The sequence below is a fragment of the Burkholderia sp. MSMB1826 genome, assembly GCF_001526325.1.
GTDB lineage: Bacteria > Pseudomonadota > Gammaproteobacteria > Burkholderiales > Burkholderiaceae > Burkholderia.
Genome location: NZ_LOYN01000020.1, coordinates 59,605 through 75,817 on the forward strand (window position 1 = coordinate 59,605; position 16,213 = coordinate 75,817).

The 16,213-nt window shown below is 67.9% G+C and carries 15 protein-coding genes; 7 read left to right on the plus strand and 8 right to left on the minus strand.

The annotated features are described in order from the left end of the window. Positions 1-101: 101 nt before the first annotated feature. Together WS95_RS11760 and WS95_RS11765 are read right to left on the minus strand one after the other, a co-directional pair. Positions 102-1,184, minus strand: a complete 1,083-nt coding sequence (locus tag WS95_RS11760; RefSeq protein ID WP_059823945.1) for an FUSC family protein — start codon at positions 1,182-1,184, stop codon at positions 102-104. 193 nt (positions 1,185-1,377) lie between these two features. Continuing rightward, positions 1,378-2,910, minus strand: a complete 1,533-nt coding sequence (locus WS95_RS11765) for a sensor domain-containing diguanylate cyclase (protein WP_059823947.1) — start codon at positions 2,908-2,910, stop codon at positions 1,378-1,380. Positions 2,911-3,496: 586 nt separating this feature from the next. Between WS95_RS11765 and WS95_RS11770 the strand changes: the two genes are divergently transcribed. The 4 genes from WS95_RS11770 (at position 3,497) to WS95_RS11785 (ending at position 7,591) form a co-directional block, all read left to right on the plus strand. Further along, a complete protein-coding gene (locus WS95_RS11770; protein ID WP_059823949.1) occupies positions 3,497-5,032 on the plus strand; it encodes an amino acid permease in 1,536 nt (511 codons plus the stop codon). Between the two features lie 261 nt (positions 5,033-5,293). Next, on the plus strand, positions 5,294-5,539 hold the full coding sequence (locus tag WS95_RS11775) for a DUF3717 domain-containing protein (RefSeq protein ID WP_059823951.1): 246 nt from the start codon (positions 5,294-5,296) through the stop codon (positions 5,537-5,539). A 167-nt stretch (positions 5,540-5,706) separates the two neighbouring features. Continuing rightward, the gene (locus WS95_RS11780) at positions 5,707-6,624 is read left to right on the plus strand and encodes a LysR family transcriptional regulator (protein WP_059823953.1); all 918 of its coding nucleotides are present in this window, start codon (positions 5,707-5,709) and stop codon (positions 6,622-6,624) included. Between the two features lie 109 nt (positions 6,625-6,733). Then, positions 6,734-7,591: an alpha/beta fold hydrolase gene (locus WS95_RS11785; RefSeq protein ID WP_059823955.1), complete on the plus strand. Its 858-nt coding sequence runs from the start codon at positions 6,734-6,736 to the stop codon at positions 7,589-7,591. Positions 7,592-7,631: 40 nt separating this feature from the next. Here WS95_RS11785 and WS95_RS11790 read toward each other — a convergent pair whose 3' ends face one another. The 3 genes from WS95_RS11790 to WS95_RS11800 all read right to left on the minus strand — a co-directional run bounded on the left by WS95_RS11790 (position 7,632) and on the right by WS95_RS11800 (position 10,452). Further along, complete coding sequence (locus WS95_RS11790) at positions 7,632-7,985, minus strand: hypothetical protein (protein ID WP_034205371.1); 354 nt, start codon at positions 7,983-7,985, stop codon at positions 7,632-7,634. A 177-nt stretch (positions 7,986-8,162) separates the two neighbouring features. Continuing rightward, positions 8,163-9,815, minus strand: coding sequence for a PqiB family protein (locus tag WS95_RS11795; protein ID WP_082746905.1), 1,653 nt, complete (start codon positions 9,813-9,815; stop codon positions 8,163-8,165). Further along, entirely contained in the window at positions 9,790-10,452 is a 663-nt protein-coding gene (locus WS95_RS11800) for a DUF3313 domain-containing protein (protein ID WP_059824001.1), read from the minus strand. The genes WS95_RS11795 and WS95_RS11800 overlap by 26 nt, the downstream gene beginning before the upstream one ends. 387 nt (positions 10,453-10,839) lie before the next feature. Here WS95_RS11800 and WS95_RS11805 point away from each other — a divergent pair, with 387 nt between their 5' ends. Further along, positions 10,840-11,454: a TetR family transcriptional regulator gene (locus tag WS95_RS11805; RefSeq protein WP_059823957.1), complete on the plus strand. Its 615-nt coding sequence runs from the start codon at positions 10,840-10,842 to the stop codon at positions 11,452-11,454. A 114-nt stretch (positions 11,455-11,568) separates the two neighbouring features. Here WS95_RS11805 and WS95_RS11810 read toward each other — a convergent pair whose 3' ends face one another. Continuing rightward, positions 11,569-12,189 carry a TetR/AcrR family transcriptional regulator gene (locus WS95_RS11810; RefSeq protein WP_034205368.1) on the minus strand — a complete coding sequence of 207 codons (621 nt, stop codon included), beginning with the start codon at positions 12,187-12,189 and terminating at the stop codon, positions 11,569-11,571. Positions 12,190-12,284: 95 nt separating this feature from the next. Here WS95_RS11810 and WS95_RS11815 point away from each other — a divergent pair, with 95 nt between their 5' ends. Further along, on the plus strand, positions 12,285-13,526 hold the full coding sequence (locus WS95_RS11815) for a glycosyltransferase (protein WP_059823959.1): 1,242 nt from the start codon (positions 12,285-12,287) through the stop codon (positions 13,524-13,526). A 15-nt stretch (positions 13,527-13,541) separates the two neighbouring features. On the opposite strand, the gene hutC is transcribed toward WS95_RS11815, so the two are convergent. Further along, positions 13,542-14,237: a histidine utilization repressor gene (hutC, locus tag WS95_RS11820; protein WP_059823961.1), complete on the minus strand. Its 696-nt coding sequence runs from the start codon at positions 14,235-14,237 to the stop codon at positions 13,542-13,544. Further along, positions 14,234-14,644: a hypothetical protein gene (locus WS95_RS11825; RefSeq protein ID WP_059823963.1), complete on the minus strand. Its 411-nt coding sequence runs from the start codon at positions 14,642-14,644 to the stop codon at positions 14,234-14,236. The genes hutC and WS95_RS11825 overlap by 4 nt, the downstream gene beginning before the upstream one ends. A 684-nt stretch (positions 14,645-15,328) precedes the next feature. On the opposite strand from WS95_RS11825, the gene WS95_RS11830 reads away from it, so the two are divergent. After that, on the plus strand, positions 15,329-16,102 hold the full coding sequence (locus WS95_RS11830; protein ID WP_034205364.1) for an ABC transporter substrate-binding protein: 774 nt from the start codon (positions 15,329-15,331) through the stop codon (positions 16,100-16,102). The last annotated feature ends 111 nt before the right edge of the window (positions 16,103-16,213 follow it).

Here is a 16,213-nt window from a genome sequence, read left to right on the forward strand (position 1 = left end):
TTTCGGGGGCCGGATCGGTGGCCGGCCGTGCCCAGCGTCGCCGGCGCGCCGCCTCGATGTGCCGAAAGGCATATGAAAGAAAGGCGCGTGAAGCTGGCGCCTCAGATATTCCACGACCGCGCGGTATCGAGCAGCCGCTCGCGCAGCTGGTCGACTTCGCCGGCCAGCTTGGCCGTGATCGACACGTAGCCGGACAATTGCGGCGGCGGCGCGTCGTTCGGTACGTCGTGCGGCGCGTCGGCCGGCCGGCGGCGCGGCGCGAGCCGGCTCGGCGTGCCGAACTTGAGCGCGCGGCTCGCCCCGACCAGCGTGTCGCGGATGCGCCGGTTCACCGTCTTCATCTCGACGCGCATGTATTCGCGGGCCGCCACGTCGTCGCGGGCCGGCAGCGCGCTCGACAGGATCTCCAGATAACCGATGCACAGGCGCAGGCTGCGCTGAATCGCCTCGAGTTGCGCCATCGACGTCTCGCATTCCTTCGCCACCGACGGCATCAGCGAGCGCAACTGCACGAGCAGCGCGCTCAGCGCGGCCATTTCCTTCAGGTGCGCGTCGTCGCCCACCTCGCGGTCGCCCGCGAGCCGCGCATGCACGGCCGCGCACGCGCGCAGCGCGTCGGCGAGCTTGTAGCGCCACGAATAGGTCGCATAGAGCGGCAGCGCGAACGAGAACGCCAGCGCGATCGCGATGCCGGCCAGCACGTTCACCGCGCGCCACAGGCCGTCGACGATCTCGTTGTCGCCGTGCCCGGCGACGATCACCATCGTGATCGCCGACAGCAGCGCGATGTAGCCGGCCTTGCCGATCGCGTGATACGCGCAGACGCCGCACCCGACTGCCATCAGCAGGTAGATCGCGAACGGCGCGTGCAGGAACGAGTAGAGGAGGATCAGCCCGAGCCCCGCCAGTGCGCCGATCGATGTGCCGAGCGCGCGCTCGGCCGCCTTCTTGCGGATGTTGCCGTGGTGCTGAAGCCCGCCGACGACGATCAGCACGGTGATCGTCGACCATTCGCCATGCGGCACGTTCAACCCCGTGGACAGCGCGATCGACACGAGAATCGCAAGCGCGACGCGCGCCGCATGGATCAGCTTCGCATGCCGGTAGCGGCGATACGGGTCGAGCAGCGGGCGAAGCGCGTGGCGCACGAGCGGGGGCAGGCGGGTGGGGAGCGGGGCGGTCATGGCGGAGCTGAGGGTGGCAGGAACGCGCACGGCGGCCCGCGCGGGCCGGCGCCGCGCCGCATGCGCAGCTGACGTAACGCTAGCCGAACGCGCGCGGGCTGTCCACGGCGCGGCCGCAGGGCGGGGCGACAGGCGGCCGCATCGGATCACGCGGCTGGTCGTATCGAGGCGAATCGAGGCACATCGCGGCGCGTCACGCGTCGGCCGCGCTCGACTGCGCGTCCAGCACGCGGTTGCGGCCGCCGGACTTCGCGCGGTACAGCGCTTCGTCGGCGCGCCGCAGCAGCGTCGCGGCGTTCATCCGGCCGTCGGCGGCGGTGGCCGTGCCGATGCTGGCCGTGACGCGCCCGTACGGACTTTTCACGTGTTCGATGTCGAGCCCCGCGATCGCGCGCCGGATGCCTTCGGCGACGGTCGCCGCGCCCGGCGCGTCGGTGTCGGGCAGCGTAACGACGAATTCCTCGCCGCCGTAGCGCGCGACGTGATCGCCGTCGCGGCGCAGGCAGCGCGACAGCGACTGCGCGACCTGACGCAGCACGTCGTCGCCGGCCGGGTGGCCGTAGTAGTCGTTGAACGCCTTGAAGTGATCGACGTCGACGAACAGCACGGACAACGGGCGGCCGCTGCGCGACGCGCGCTGCGTCTCCTTCGCGAGCACCGTATCGAAGGTGCCGCGGTTGTCGAGGCCCGTCAGCGAATCGGTGTGCGCGAGCCGGTACAGCTTCGATTCGGCCTCCTGCCGGCGCTTCAGCTCGCGCGACAGCGCGAGCGAGCCCCACGCGATGAACGCCGTGAACAGGCCCATCAGCACGACGGTCCAGACCGCGCGGTGGTGCCACGACGCGTAGATGTCGATCTCGGCGGGCGCGACGTCGACGATCAGCGGCAGCCCGGCGAGATGCTTGTAAACATAGATGCGCCGCACGCCGTCGATGGCGCCGACGCCGGCCAGCTCGCCGTTGCGGCTGCGCTGCGCGTCGATGAACAGCGGCGAGTCGTGCAGATCGAGGCCGACCACCCGCGTGTCGTACGGCAGGCGCGACACGAGCGTGCCGTTGTCCTCGACGATCGCCGCGCTGCCGTGCCGGCCGACCGCGAGGCCGTCGAGCAGCGCGCGGAAGTAATCGATGCTGAGCGTGCCGACGACGATGCCGCCGAACATGCCGTCGGGCCGGGTGATCCGGCGGCTCAGCGCGATCGTCAGCGCGCCGCCGCGCAGCCGCGACGCGTACGGCCGGCTGATGTAGAGGCCGGTGACGAGCCGGTCGCGATGCACGGTGAAATAGTCGCGGTCGGCGAAATTGCCTTGCCGTGCGGGCGATGCGCTGGAATCGATCGCGATATTGCCGTGCGCATCCATCACGAAAATCGAGCCGAGATAGGCACCGGTCGCCGCGCGGTCGAACAGCAGCCGGTGGCGTTGGCGCGGCGGCAATGTCATCAATTCCGGATCGGCCACGCCGTCGACGACGTTTTGCAGCGACAAATCGTAGAGTTCGATATTGCGCGCGATATCGCGTTCGATCAGCAGCATCAGGTTGCGCGCATTTTCGACCGCATGGTCATACGCGTCGCGCCGTGCCTCGATCAAGAGCGACGTGGAAAGTCCCCAACTGAACATCAGCAGGACGATGCCCGCCACGAGTACGCCGCGGGGCGACAGAATCCGTGCCACGATCGACGCGGTATGGCGGCGCAGCGTGGCGGGCAGCGGGAATGACTTCATCCTCGGGGGCGGCGGGCGGCGGGTACTCGCGTGGTTGGCGGTTCCGTGCGCGGATTATTTCGAATTAATCGTCATTATCCCGCGAATTCCTGAATTTCGTGGGCACATGCAAAACATGCATGCGAAGACGGCGATTGGAAACGGTTACGCATCATTACCGCATGGCGTGCGGGCGATTTGATTTGAATCAACGACCAGTATCGACTTTTTCGTCTGATTAATGGCGCGTTGATCGGTCGATTTTGCGTATTGACGCGGTATTTGGCGGATCGGGACAGGATTGGATGCCGACCGGAGAAATGAAAATCGAATGACCCGGACGCAGTCGGCGTTTTGGCGGCGGCATGCGGCAGTCGCGGCGGCCGAAGCGGCCAACCCGTCGATTCCGCGAAATCTCCGGCGTGGCGGCGCTCGGGGCGACCTTGGCTGTCCGCCTGTCGAATCAGGTAGAATCCGCGCTTCGCCGCAGGCGCCCGCCGCGCAACGCGTATCGGGGCCGCATCGAATGCATCGCAGGACGCGCACCGCGCTCCGATTCCGCATGCGCCGGCCACGGATGCCGGCCCGCTCAACGTTCGTCTCGTTTATGTCCGTCATTCCGAAATCCGACCCATCCGGTTCGTCCGCGAACCCACCCAAGCTTCATCGCGCGCTGAAGGCGCGCCACCTGACGATGATCGCCATCGGCGGCTCGATCGGCACGGGCCTGTTCGTCGCGTCCGGCGCGTCGATCTCGCAGGCCGGCCCCGGCGGCGCGATGGTCGCGTACATGCTGATCGGCCTGATGGTCTACTTCCTGATGACGAGCCTCGGCGAGATGGCCGCGTTCATGCCGGTGTCGGGTTCGTTCGCGACCTACGGCGCGAAATACGTGGACGAAGGCTTCGGCTTCGCGCTCGGCTGGAACTACTGGTACAACTGGGCGGTGACGATCGCGGTGGAGCTCGTCGCCGCGCAGCTCGTGATGCACTACTGGTTTCCGGACGTGCCGGGCGTGTGGTGGAGCGCGGCGTTCCTCGCCGTGATGTTCCTGCTCAATGCGCTCACCGTGCGCGGTTTCGGCGAAGCCGAGTACTGGTTCGCGCTGATCAAGGTCGTCACCGTGGTCGCGTTCATCGGCGTCGGCCTGCTGATGATCTTCGGCATTCTGAAGGGCGCGCCGGCCAACGGCTGGAGCAACCTGACGATCGGCGATGCGCCGTTCGCGGGCGGCCTGCCGGCGCTGATGGGCGTCGCGATGATCGCGGGCTTCTCGTTCCAGGGCACCGAACTGATCGGCGTCGCGGCCGGCGAATCGGAAAACCCGCGCACGACGATTCCGCGCGCGGTGCGCCAGGTGTTCTGGCGGATCCTGCTGTTCTACGTGTTCGCGATCTTCGTGATCGGCGTGCTGATTCCGTATACCGACCCGAACCTGCTGAAGACGGACGTGACCGACATCGGCGTGAGCCCGTTCACGCTGGTGTTCCGCCACGCGGGCCTCGCGTTCGCGGCCGGCGTGATGAACGCGGTGATCCTGACGGCCGTGCTGTCGGCCGGCAACTCGGGCATGTACGCGTCGACGCGGATGCTCTACAACCTCGCCACCGAAGGCCGTGCGCCGAAAGTGTTCGCGAAGCTGTCGCCGGGCGGCGTGCCGCGCAATGCGCTGTATGCGACCACCGCCGTCGGCGCGCTGTGCTTCTTCACGTCGCTGTACGGCGACAAGACCGTCTACCTGTGGCTGCTGAACACGTCGGGGATGACGGGCTTCATCGCGTGGCTCGGCATCGCGGTCAGCCACTACCGGTTCCGCAAGGGCTACGTGAAGCAGGGTTATGCGCTCGACCAGTTGCCGTACCAGTCGAAGTGGTTTCCGTTCGGTCCGCTGTTCGCGTTCGTGCTGTGCCTCGTGATCGCGCTCGGCCAGGACTATCAGGCGTTCCTCGCGAATCGGATCGACTGGGCCGGCGTGGCCGCGACCTACGTCGGCATTCCGCTGTTCGTCGTCGTGTGGCTCGGCTACCGGTTCCTGAAGACGAGCCGTTTCGTGCGCTACGAAGACATGGAGATCGCGCCGTGGGTCGCCGCGAATCGCGGCGCGCAGCGGCAGCCGGTGGCGAACCGCGAAACCGCAAGCTGACACCGGCGCGGCAGCGGCCGTGCGACGGACGACGAAACGGGAAGCCATGCGCTTCCCGTTTTTTTTGCCCGACTTTTGCCTGCACGGGGTCAAAGCCGGTTATATTGCCCGACCCTACCGGGCCACGGCCCGGCCGGCGCGACAGGCGCGGCGCGGATCGGCATCCGGCGCGCGCGGCGCGGCGGCCGGCGGGCGGCCCGGCGTTTTCATCACTCCGTCCGGGCCGGCACGGCCCGCGGAGCGCGCAACCCAGAGGAATTCATGAGTGCATCACCCGCCGAGCGGAAGGCCGGATCCGTTTCCATCGTGCGAATCGAAGCCGCGATCAACGCGTGGCGCGAAGTGTACCCGCCGGCGCCGGACGGCGAGGACGGCTACGCGCTCGACGCCGGCAGCAACTGCCTGGCCGAGCTGTACGGCACGATGATCTGCTATCGATTGCCCGACGTGCCGCTCGACTCGCTGAGCCACGAGCAGCGCGACGCGCTGTACGCGACCGAGGTGTGATGCGCGGTCGCGCCGCCGCCGCAAGGCGGCGATGAAACGACGGGAAGCGCGCAGGCTTCCCGTTTTGCTTTGGGCGGCGAGCGTGGCGATCGGCCCTGGCTGCGGTATCGTGGCGACATCATCCGGCCGGGGTTGGGCGCCGGATCGCTCGCCGGGAGGCATTGAACATGGAGTTGAGACACCTCCGCTACTTCGTCGCGGTGGCCGAAGAGCGGAATTTCACGCGGGCGGCGGAACGACTGCATATCGCGCAACCGCCGCTGAGCCGGCAGATCCAGCAGCTCGAGGAAGCGCTCGGCGTGTCGCTGTTCGAGCGCAACGCGCGGCCGCTGAAGCTGACCGACGCGGGGCGCTTCTTCTATTCGCACGCGGTGCAACTGCTCGCGCAGACCACCGAACTCGAATCGATGACGAAGCGGGTCGGCAAGATCGAGCGCAGCATGTCGGTCGGGTTCGTCGGCTCGACGCTGTACGGGATGCTGCCGAAAATCATCCGGCGTTATCGCAGCGAATATCCGGCCGTCGAGCTGAGCCTGCACGAGATGTCGACGATGGACCAGATCAAGGCGCTGAAGGAAGGGCGCATCGACGTCGGGTTCGGGCGCATCCGCCACGAGGATCCGAGCGTGCGGCGCGTCGTGCTGCGCGAGGAGCGGATGATCGTCGCGCTGCCGGTCGGCCACGTGCTCGACCGCGCGAAGCCCGTGCTGTCGCTGCACGATCTCGTGAACGACACGCTGATCATCTTTCCGAAGGCGCCGCGCCCGAGCTATGCGGACCAGGTGCTCGCGGCCTTCCACGATCGCGCGCTGCAACCGCGCAGGATCTACGAGACGCGCGAATTGCAGATCGCGCTCGGCCTCGTCGCGATGGGCGAGGGCGTGTCGGTCGTGCCGCAGAGCGTGTACGGGCTGAAGCGCGACGACATCAGCTACAAGCCGCTCGACGATCCGAACCTCGTGTCGCCGATCATCATGAGCACGCGCGCGCTCGACGAATCCGAGGACATCCGCGCGATGCAGGCGCTGATCTACCGGTTGTACGACGAAGCGCAGATGGAGTATTTGCCGCCGCAGCCCGAATGAGCGCGCGGGTGGCAGGGGCTTGCTTGACGCGGTGCGCGCCGGCAGGTCACCATGCCCCGATTCGATGCGGCCGCCGATGGGCGGCCGCTTTCATGCAGACGACCGACCCATGACCGATATCGTGACCGAGGAGACAACCGTCGAGACGCCGCAAGGGCGGCTCTTTGCGAAACGCTGGCGGGCGGCTCCGGCTCCGGCTCCGGCTCCGGCTCCGGGTCCGGGTCCGGGTCCGGGTCCGGGTCCGGGTCCGGCGCGGCACGCGGCTGCGCCGATCGTGCTGCTGCACGATTCGCTCGGCTGCGTCGACTTGTGGCGCGACTTTCCCGCCCAGCTCGCGCGCGTCACGCAGCGCGACGTGATCGCCTACGACCGCCTCGGTTTCGGCCGTTCGGATCGCCATCCGGGCAAGCTGGACTCGGCGTTCGTCCGCGACGAGGCCGACCGTGCGTTCGCCGCGGTACTGGAACGGCTCGGCGTCGATGCGTTCGTCGCCGTCGGCCACAGCGTCGGCGGCGGGATGGCGGTCGGGTGTGCGGCCGCGTATCCGGCACGTTGCCGCGCGCTCGTGACGGTCGCCGCGCAGGCATTCGTCGAGGATCGCACGCTGGCCGGCATTCGCGACGCGGGGCGGCAGTTCGACGAGCCGGGGCAACTCGACCGGCTCGCGCGCTATCACGGCGACAAGGCCGAATGGGTGCTGCGCGCGTGGGTCGACACGTGGCTGTCGCCGGCGTTTCGCGACTGGACGCTCGACGACGACTTGCAGCGCGTGCAGTGCGCGACGCTCGCGATTCACGGCGAAGACGACGAATACGGGTCCGACGTGCATCCGAAGCGGATCGCCGCGCGCGTTGCGGGGCCGTCGTCGTTCCTGTTGCTCGCCCGCTGCGGACACATGCCGCACCGCGAGCGAACCGACGACGTGCTGGCCGCCGTCGCGACGTTCCTGCGCGACGCGCCCGCCTGAGCGCGCTCGCCATCGCCAGCGGGCGGGCGCCCGCCGGCCGTCAGAACGAAAGCTGGATCGCGAGATCGATCGCCAGCAGCGCGATCGAGCAGCCGATGCCGAGGATCACGTTCGGCAAGCGGTGCTCGAAATCGCGATGATCCTTGCGCATCGCGGCGCCGAGCAGAAAGATCGCCTCGACGACGATCTGCAGTCCGACGAACAGCAGCATCAGCAGATACTCGTAGCCCATCTGCTTGAACGCGACGAATTGCATCCCGTGATCGCGGATCCACTGGCCGACGCGCAGCAGTTCGTAGACCAACAGCAACGCAGGGAACAGGTAACTGACGATGTAGGTCGGCGCGGTGGCGTGCCGTAGTTCGAGGTGGAAGTGCTGATGCGTGGTAGCCATCACAACCCTCCTTGCAACGCATGATTGCGGTCGCGACGGCGGCGCGATCGCATGCATACGTCGGGTTTGCCCGATGCACAGTGCGCAGCCGTACCGCATCAGCATACTGCTGCGCGGGAAATTTCGCATGCGATGCGTGCGCGCGTCGTCGAAAGGTGTGTCCATCGCGCGACGCGTTCACTGCGCCGTACTCGCCGGATGCGGTGCGCGATCGGGCTGCGTGGTGGCCGATGCGCTCGGCCGTAACCATTCGGGATGCTGCTCCATTTCGTCGGCCAATGCGCGCAGCGCGCGCGACGTGCGCGCGAATTGCGTCAGCGTATGGCGGACGTTCGATGTATCCGCACCCTTTTCCCGGAGCATGGCCTGCGCGACCATGAATGCCTGTCGCGCTGTGCGCAGCGCGGCGTGGGCCTGCGGCGCGAGTTCGGTATCGAGTCGGGCGAACAGCGCATCGGTATTCGCGAGCGCGACGTTCAGGTTCGTGCCCATCCGGTCGAGCGGCAATCGGGAAAATGTGCCGGCGATATCGGCAATCTGGTCGCGCAGCACGTCGAGCGTACCGGGCACGGTCGGCAAGGCAATCGGCTCGCGGTTCGTGTCAACCGACGCGGGCGGCGCGTGCGGGAACATGTCGAGCGCGACATACGAGCGGTTGGCGATCGGGTTGCCGATGCGCAACTGGCCGCGCAAACCGCGCGCGACGAGCGTGTGCAACAGCGCCTTGCCGGCGTCGGAATCGCCGTTGCCGAGGACGGCGCGGTAGCGTTGCCCGAGGCGGTCGGGGTAGAGCGCCATCGTCACGCGCATCGTGACGTCGCCGCGTGCCGCGTCGTATTCGGTGCCGACGGCCGTCACGTTACCCAGTTCGATCCCGCGAAAATCCACCGGCGCGCCGACCTCGAGGCCGCGCAGCGAGCGGTCGAAACGCATCACCACCGGCGCGGCCGGAGCATTCGGCGTGCGCATCGCGTCGATTTCGTCGTCGGCCACGCGAAAGCGCGCGCCGTCGGGCGCCGCGACGACCGACGTGCGTCCCGGCGGCGACGCGAACGCGAGTGCGCCGGCGAGCAGCGCGGCAATCGACGGCGTGCCGAGCTTCATGCCGCCCGCATCGAGCTGCAGGCCGAGGCCGCCGGCCTGCCACCAGCGCGCATCGGCATCGACGTAGCGATCGAACGGCGCGGCGACGAACACGTCGATCGATACACCGTGCCCGTCGGCGTCCAGCGCATAACCGGCGACCTGGCCGACACGTGCGCGCCGGTGATAGACCGGCGAGCCGATCGCGACCGAGCCGAGCGATGTGGCGCGCAACGTGTAGTGACGGCCGCCGCCTTCGGCGACCGGCGGTGCGTCGAGCCCGGCGAAGGCGGTGCGCGGTGCATGCGAACGGCCGACGGCCGCCGCGATGTATGCGCCCGAGCGCAGCGAATCGAGGCCAGATACGCCGTCGGGCCCGACGCGCGGCCGCACGATCCAGAAACGTGTGTCCGCCACGGCCAATGCGCGCGCGTCGGTGTCCAGCCGCACGTCGATCGTCACGCCCGGTTGCCCGCGTCGTGCGCGAACGCGCGTGACGCGGCCGACTTCGACATTGCGCAACCGCAGCGTCGAGCGGCCGGCCTCCAGTCCGTCGGCGGTCGCGAACGCGATCGTGAGCGTCGGCCCGCGGCTGTCGAGCAACGACACGCCCCATGCGAGACAGCACGCGGCGGCCGCGAGCGGCACGATCCAGACGATCGCCGCACGCGGCCAGCGCGCACGCCACCGCGCGATCCGCGCCGACGTGCGCCCGCGGCGTTCAGTCGAATTGCGCGACGAGCGCATCGGCACCCTTGTCGATGCCGGTTTTTGCGGCGCCGAGCGCGCCGAAACTCGCGCCGATGTTCATCGCGTTCGGATACTGCTTCGTCACGTACGCGCTGATCAGCCGGTTCGTCGACGCATCGCGGATCTCCACCGCGTAGATCACGGAGCCCGTGAACGCGCCTTCGCGACCGCGGATCGCCTGCACGCCGTTGTAGACGTTCCCCGCGAGATCGAAATGCGCGAACGCACCGGCGAACGTCGTCGTCGTCACGGCGCCCGTCAGCGTCAGCTTTACGCGCAGCGTGTCGGCGCCTGGCGTGCTCGTCAGCTCGAAGCGCTTGCCGAGCTTCTTCGCGAACGTGTCGCCCATGTACGCGGCGAGCGTCGACTTGTCCTGTTCGGTCAGGTCACCGAACTGATGATCGGCGCCGCGATAGACGATCACCGGGTCGAGGATCAGCTTCCGGTACTTGTGCCAGTCCGCCGGCAGCGCGTAGCGGTAGGGCACGCGGCCGGATTTGTCCTGCGGATCGCTGCGCAGGTACGGCGACGATTCGATGCCGCTGTAGCGGGTGGGCTGAACGCCGGCGCATCCGGCGAGCGCGACGCACAGCGCGGCGTTGAGCAGGTGGCTGGGCTTGATCGTTCGGTTCATCTGACTCTCCGGGTCGGGTTTCGCGCCGGTCGGGCCGGTGCGAACGGGGTGCAACAGAGCGGCATTGCCGCTCGGGTTTATGAAAAAAACCAACCAGACGGTTTGTTTTTGGGGCGCAATACGGGCGATGAAACGGGGAAGCGACAGATCGTTTGACGGCGGTGAACGGCCGGGAAGTCGCGCCACACGGGCCTCGCGCCGCGCCATGCAATGCACAGCGCGGCCCGTCATCCGGCCGGGGCCGATGCGGGAGCCGATCGTAGCACCGCCATTTCCGGATGTAAACCGACCAGGCGGTTTGTTTGTGATAGACTCCGCGCATTCGCTTCATGCGGCCGTGCCAGCCTGGCCCGGCCGCATCGCCTCATTCCATACCGGGGAAATTTCATGGATAACCCGACGCGTTCCGAGCGAACGCGCACTGCCGCGATCCAGGCGGCGCTCGCGATCCTCGAGCGCGACGGCCCGGGCAAGCTCACGTTCGATGCGATTTCGCGCGAAAGCGGGATCAGCAAGGGCGGGCTGATGCATCAGTTCCGCACGAAAGGCGATGTGCTGAACGCGCTGATGGAACATCAGCAGGACACCTACCAACGTTTCCAGCGCGACTATCTGGCCGCGCGCGATCCGGGCGAAGCGCAGCCGACGCTGGCCGCGCAGATCGCGACGATGCGCGAAGTGATCGACCAGCAGCCGTCCGCGGCGCTCGCGATCATGGCGGCGCTGGTCGAGGATCCCGCGCCGCTGCAGAAGGTGCGCGAGACCGATGCCGAGATCGTGAAGCGGATGACGGCCGAATCCGGCGATCCCGAGCTCGCGCTGCTGCGATGGAAAGCGGCGTGGGGGCTCGCGCTATCGGCGATGTTCGGGCTGTGTCCGCTGTCGGCCGACGAGCGCGCCCGGCTGTTCGACCGGCTGCTCGACGAGACGCAATGGCCGGCGGGCGGCGGCGATGCCGCGCCACGCGGTGCGCGGGCGGCGAAAACGCCGCGGAAAAAATGAAGCGCGCGTTCGTCGCATGCGGCGTGGCGGTCGCCCGTTTCGGGCGCTCGCTGCTCGCGGTCGTGCTCGGGCGCTTGTGAGTGCGTGGCGCGTACGCACGCATGCGAGCGTGCGTCAGCTCTTCGCTTCCGCGCCTTCGATGAACAGCTTCGCGACCGACTGAAACTCCCGTTTCAGCGACAGCCCCGGCACGGTCAGCCAGCGCAGCATCGCCGCGAGATACAGGTGATGGAACCAGGTTGCGAGCTGATCGGCCCGCAGCGTGCGGTTCAGTTCGCCGGCCTGCTGCCCGGCGGCGATCAGTTGCTGCCACACCGATGCGATGTCGCTGCCGTGCTCTCCCGCACGCTCCGGTTCGGCGGCGCCGATGCTCAGGAAGCGGTGCCGCAGGTACGCGAGCAGGTACGCAGGATGTTGCTCGCACCACGCGGCCGACGCGTCGAGCACGCAGCCGATGCGCGACGCGAAGGTCTTGCGCCGCGCGACGTCGTGCTGCAGATGCGCGAGATCGCGCGCGAGTTCGCCTTCGAGCCAGTGCGCGAGCACGGCTTCCTTCGTCGGAAAGTGGTTGTACAGCGTGCGTTTCGCTACATCGGCCTGTGCGGCGATCTGCTCCATCGTGACGGCGTCGTAGCCGTGCGCATCGAACAGGCGCGCGCCGGTCGCGGCGAGATGCGCGAGCATCTGGATGCGCTTGCGTGCGCGGCGGCCCGGATCGTCGGTCGGAATCGTCATGGCAGGGGATTGACTGAAAGTGTGCGGATTGCATTAGTATACGACGTGCACTTTTTTGAATCCAACCTTTTCCGTCGTGCACGAGGAGCTTCCGCATGAAACTCGTCATCGCCACCTACGGCACCGAAGGCGACACGCGTCCGCTCGCGGCGCTGGGCCGCGCGCTGCTGGATGCCGGTCATGACGTCCGGCTGCTGGCCGATGCGGCGACGCTCGGCTCGGCCGCCGCGCTCGGCGTGCCGTCGGCGCCGCTGTCCGGCGATATCCGTCGCGCGATTGCGCCGCAAGGCGCGCTGGCCGATGCGGTGCGCGGCCGCGGCGGCTTCAACGATACGTCGAAGGCGCTCGCCGCGATCGCGAATGCGAACACGGCCGCATGGATGCGCGAAGTCGCGAACGCGTCGGCCGGGTGCGACGCGCTCCTCGTGTCGGGGCTCGCGTCGTTCGTCGGGTTGTCGGTCGCGGAGTATCGCCGCATACCGGCGATCGGCGCGGGCATGATCCCGATCACGCCGAGCGCCGAATTCGCGTCGCCGTTCCTGCCGCCGGGGAAGCTGCCGCGCTGGCTGAATCGCGCGAGCCATCGGCTCGTGAATGGGTTGCTGTGGCGCGCGTTCAGGAAGTCGACCAATGCGGCGCGCGCGAGCGTATGCGGATTGCCGCCGCGCAAGCACGTGTGGACCGATCATCCGATGCTGTATGGCGTATCGCCGGCACTGCTGTCCGGCCCGGCGGACTGGCCGGCGAACGTGCAAGCATGCGGCCAATGGCGGATCGATGCGCGGGCGTGGGCGCCGCCGCCGGAACTGTCGGCGTTTCTCGACGCGGGCGAACCGCCCGTGTACATCGGATTCGGCAGCATGGCCGGCTTCGATCCTGCGGCGATGGCCGCGGCGCTGACGCAGGCGCTGGCCGGCCGGCGCGCGCTGTTCTACCCGGGCTGGAGCGGCGTCGATGCAGCGCTGCTGCCGGCGCACGTTCGCGTGATCGGCGACACGCCGCACGACTGGCTGTTCCCGCGCGTCGCGATGGCGATTCATCACGGCGGGTCGGGCACCACGCATTCGGCCGCGCGGGCCGGCATTCCGTCGGTGGTCGTGCCGTTCGCCGGCGATCAGTTTTTCTGGGCGGACCGGCTGCAACGGCTCGGTGTCGCGGATGCGCCGGTCGCGGGGCGGCGCGTGGACGCCGCCGCGCTGGCGCGCGCGATCGCGTTTGCCGAACGGGGCGACACGAAGACGCGTGCGACGCAACTCGGTGCGCGCCTCGCGCAAGAGGACGGGTTGAAGCGGGCCGTCAGTGCGATCGAACGCTGGGTGCAACCGCGCGCGACGTGAGCGCGCGCACGGGCATCAGAAATGCCCGGTGAACCGGTAGCGGCTGCCCGGATGCCACAGATTCGCGACCGACGCGACCATCCCCTGCGACCACGTGCGCCGATGCAGCAGCAGGCATGGCTCGCAATCGTCCATCGTCAGGTGGCGGCGCGTTTCGGCGTCGGGCATCGCGGCCTCGATCCGGTATTCGACGCGCTGCAGCGGCGCGACGCGCGTCAGGTACTGGTTCGGCGTCGTGGTCGTGAAGTCCTGCAGCGCGTATTCGGGCGCGCAGGCCGGATTGACCCAACGTTCCTCGAGCTGCACGGGCGTGTCGTTCTCGAAATGCAGCACGCGCGAATGGAAGATCGGGCTGCCGGTGTCGAGCTGCAGCTCGTCGGCGAGTTTCGCATCGGCGACGGCCGCGCCGACCTGCAGCACCTGCGCGCGATAGCCGTGGCCGCGCGCGGCGACTTCGTCGGAGATGCTGCGGATCGCGACGAGCGTCGATTCGTATTTCGGCGACGCGACATAGGTGCCGGAGCCGCGCGTGCGCGTGAGCACCTGTTCGGCCGTCAGCTCGCGCAGCGCGCGGTTGACGGTCATGCGCGCGACGTTGAATTCGCGCGCGAGCTCGTTCTCCGACGGCACCTGGTCGCCTTCGGCCCATTCGCCGGCATGAATGCGCGCGAGGATGAAGTCCTTGATTTCCTGATAGATCGGTGTGGTCATGGGATCGCGATTTCAGAGTCGGCAGCGGGCCGCCGCCGGATGCCGATCCGGCGCGCGCCCGGCGCCGAGTGTACCGGTTTCGCGGACGCGCTGGCCCGGATGCCTCGAATGATCCCTGTTCGGCCGGCGCGCGTCCATGCGGGATTGCACAGGGCGGCTGGCCGGCGGTGGTTTGCTTGTGGTCGGAATCGATGCCGGATGCCGATCGTTGCGGCCCGCTGCGTGCGGGTCGACGGAGTCGCGAGGCCGGTGACGTTCGCGAACCCGAGCGTCGCGCCCGCACCGTATGCGCGGTCGTTCGCGATCGCGTGCGGGCCGAGAGAGTCGACCACGGCGCCGTACCGGCGGCCGAGCGTCGGCGTGCCATACCGGTCGCCGAGCAGGCCGACATGCGTGCGGTCGAACATCGTGTTTCGATAGGACTGCGTGACATCGTTCGGGTTGAGATCGCTTTCGACGCGAATCGGTGCATGCGAGCCGCCGCCTTGCCGCCACGCGCTTTCGCCGACTGGTTGTTCGTATAGGCGATACCGGCATTCAGCATCCCGTCGAGCGTGATGCTGCCTCGCGCATGCGCGATGGCGCCGAAGCATGCGAGCGACCGGGTGTCGACGACTGTTTTTTCATCGCGTGTGTTGTCGTGCAAACGCCCGTTGCGACGGGAGCGGCGATCCGCCGCGCGTGTCCGTGCGGAAGCGCGTATTCGAATCGACGACAGGGGAGTGCGTGACGCGTGTCACGCGCGGCGACGGCGAAACGCCGGCCGGCGCTGCAGCAGGCCGGTGGGGAAAGTCGATGCTGACGGCGAGGTCTAGACAACTTCCGCACGCGTCCGCCGGCCTCCGTACACGGCGAGAAAGCCGTCGTTCAGCTTTGCGTAATCAATAATTAATTGAAAATTAAGGAAAATTCTGCCGGCGATCCTATTCCGCCGACAATTAGAGATAAACACGGATTGCTGACCCCATCCCTGAAAAGGCAAAGTTGTATGTACAACTTGGAACGTCGCCGGAACAGGCGATTCCCGGTTGCAAGGGTTCGCGGCGGGCAGCCGACCGGATCCGCCCCAGTTCGCCTCTGACAGGAACGCCATGAAGAAACTCGCGCTCAGTATTGCCCTCGTCTGCCTCGCGGTCGGTGCTCACGCCAAGGATTGGTCGACGATCCGCTTCGGCGTCGACGCCAGCTATCCGCCGTTCGAATCGAAGGACGCAAGCGGCAAGGTCGTCGGCTTCGACGTCGATCTCGGCAACGAGATCTGCGCCCGGCTGAAGGCGAAATGCGTGTGGATCGAGAACGACTTCGACGGGATGATCCCGGCGCTGAAGGCGAAGAAGTTCGACGGCGTGCTGTCGTCGATGTCGATGACGCCGGCGCGTGCCGAACAGATCGCGTTCTCCGACAAGCTGTTCAACACGCCGACGCGTCTCGTCGCGAAGAAGGGCGCAAACCTGCAGCCGACGGCCGAATCGCTGAAGGGCAAGTCGGTCGGCGTCGAGCAGGGCACTATCCAGGAAACCTACGCGAAGGCGTACTGGGCGCCGAAGGGCGTGCAGGTCGTGCCTTACCAGAACCAGGACGGCGTGTACCAGGACCTGATGTCGGGCCGCCTCGACGCGGCGCTGCAGGATGCGGTGCAGGCCGACATCGGCTTCCTGAAGACGCCGCGCGGCGCGAACTTCGATTTCGCCGGCAAGGACATCGACGATCCGAAGACGCTCGGCAACGGCGCGGGCATCGGCCTGCGCAAGGACGACGCCGACCTGAAGGCGAAGATCGATCGCGCGATCGCCGACATCATCAAGGACGGCACGTACAAGAAGCTCGAGAAGAAGTACTTCGCATTCGACGTCTACGGCGGCTGACCGCCCGTACGGCGCGCATCGCGTGCGGCGCGCCGCACGCGTGGCCGGATGCCCCACCCTGCGCGGCAGGCGTCCGGCTTGATGAGCAGACCGCATCACGTCGTGCGCAGA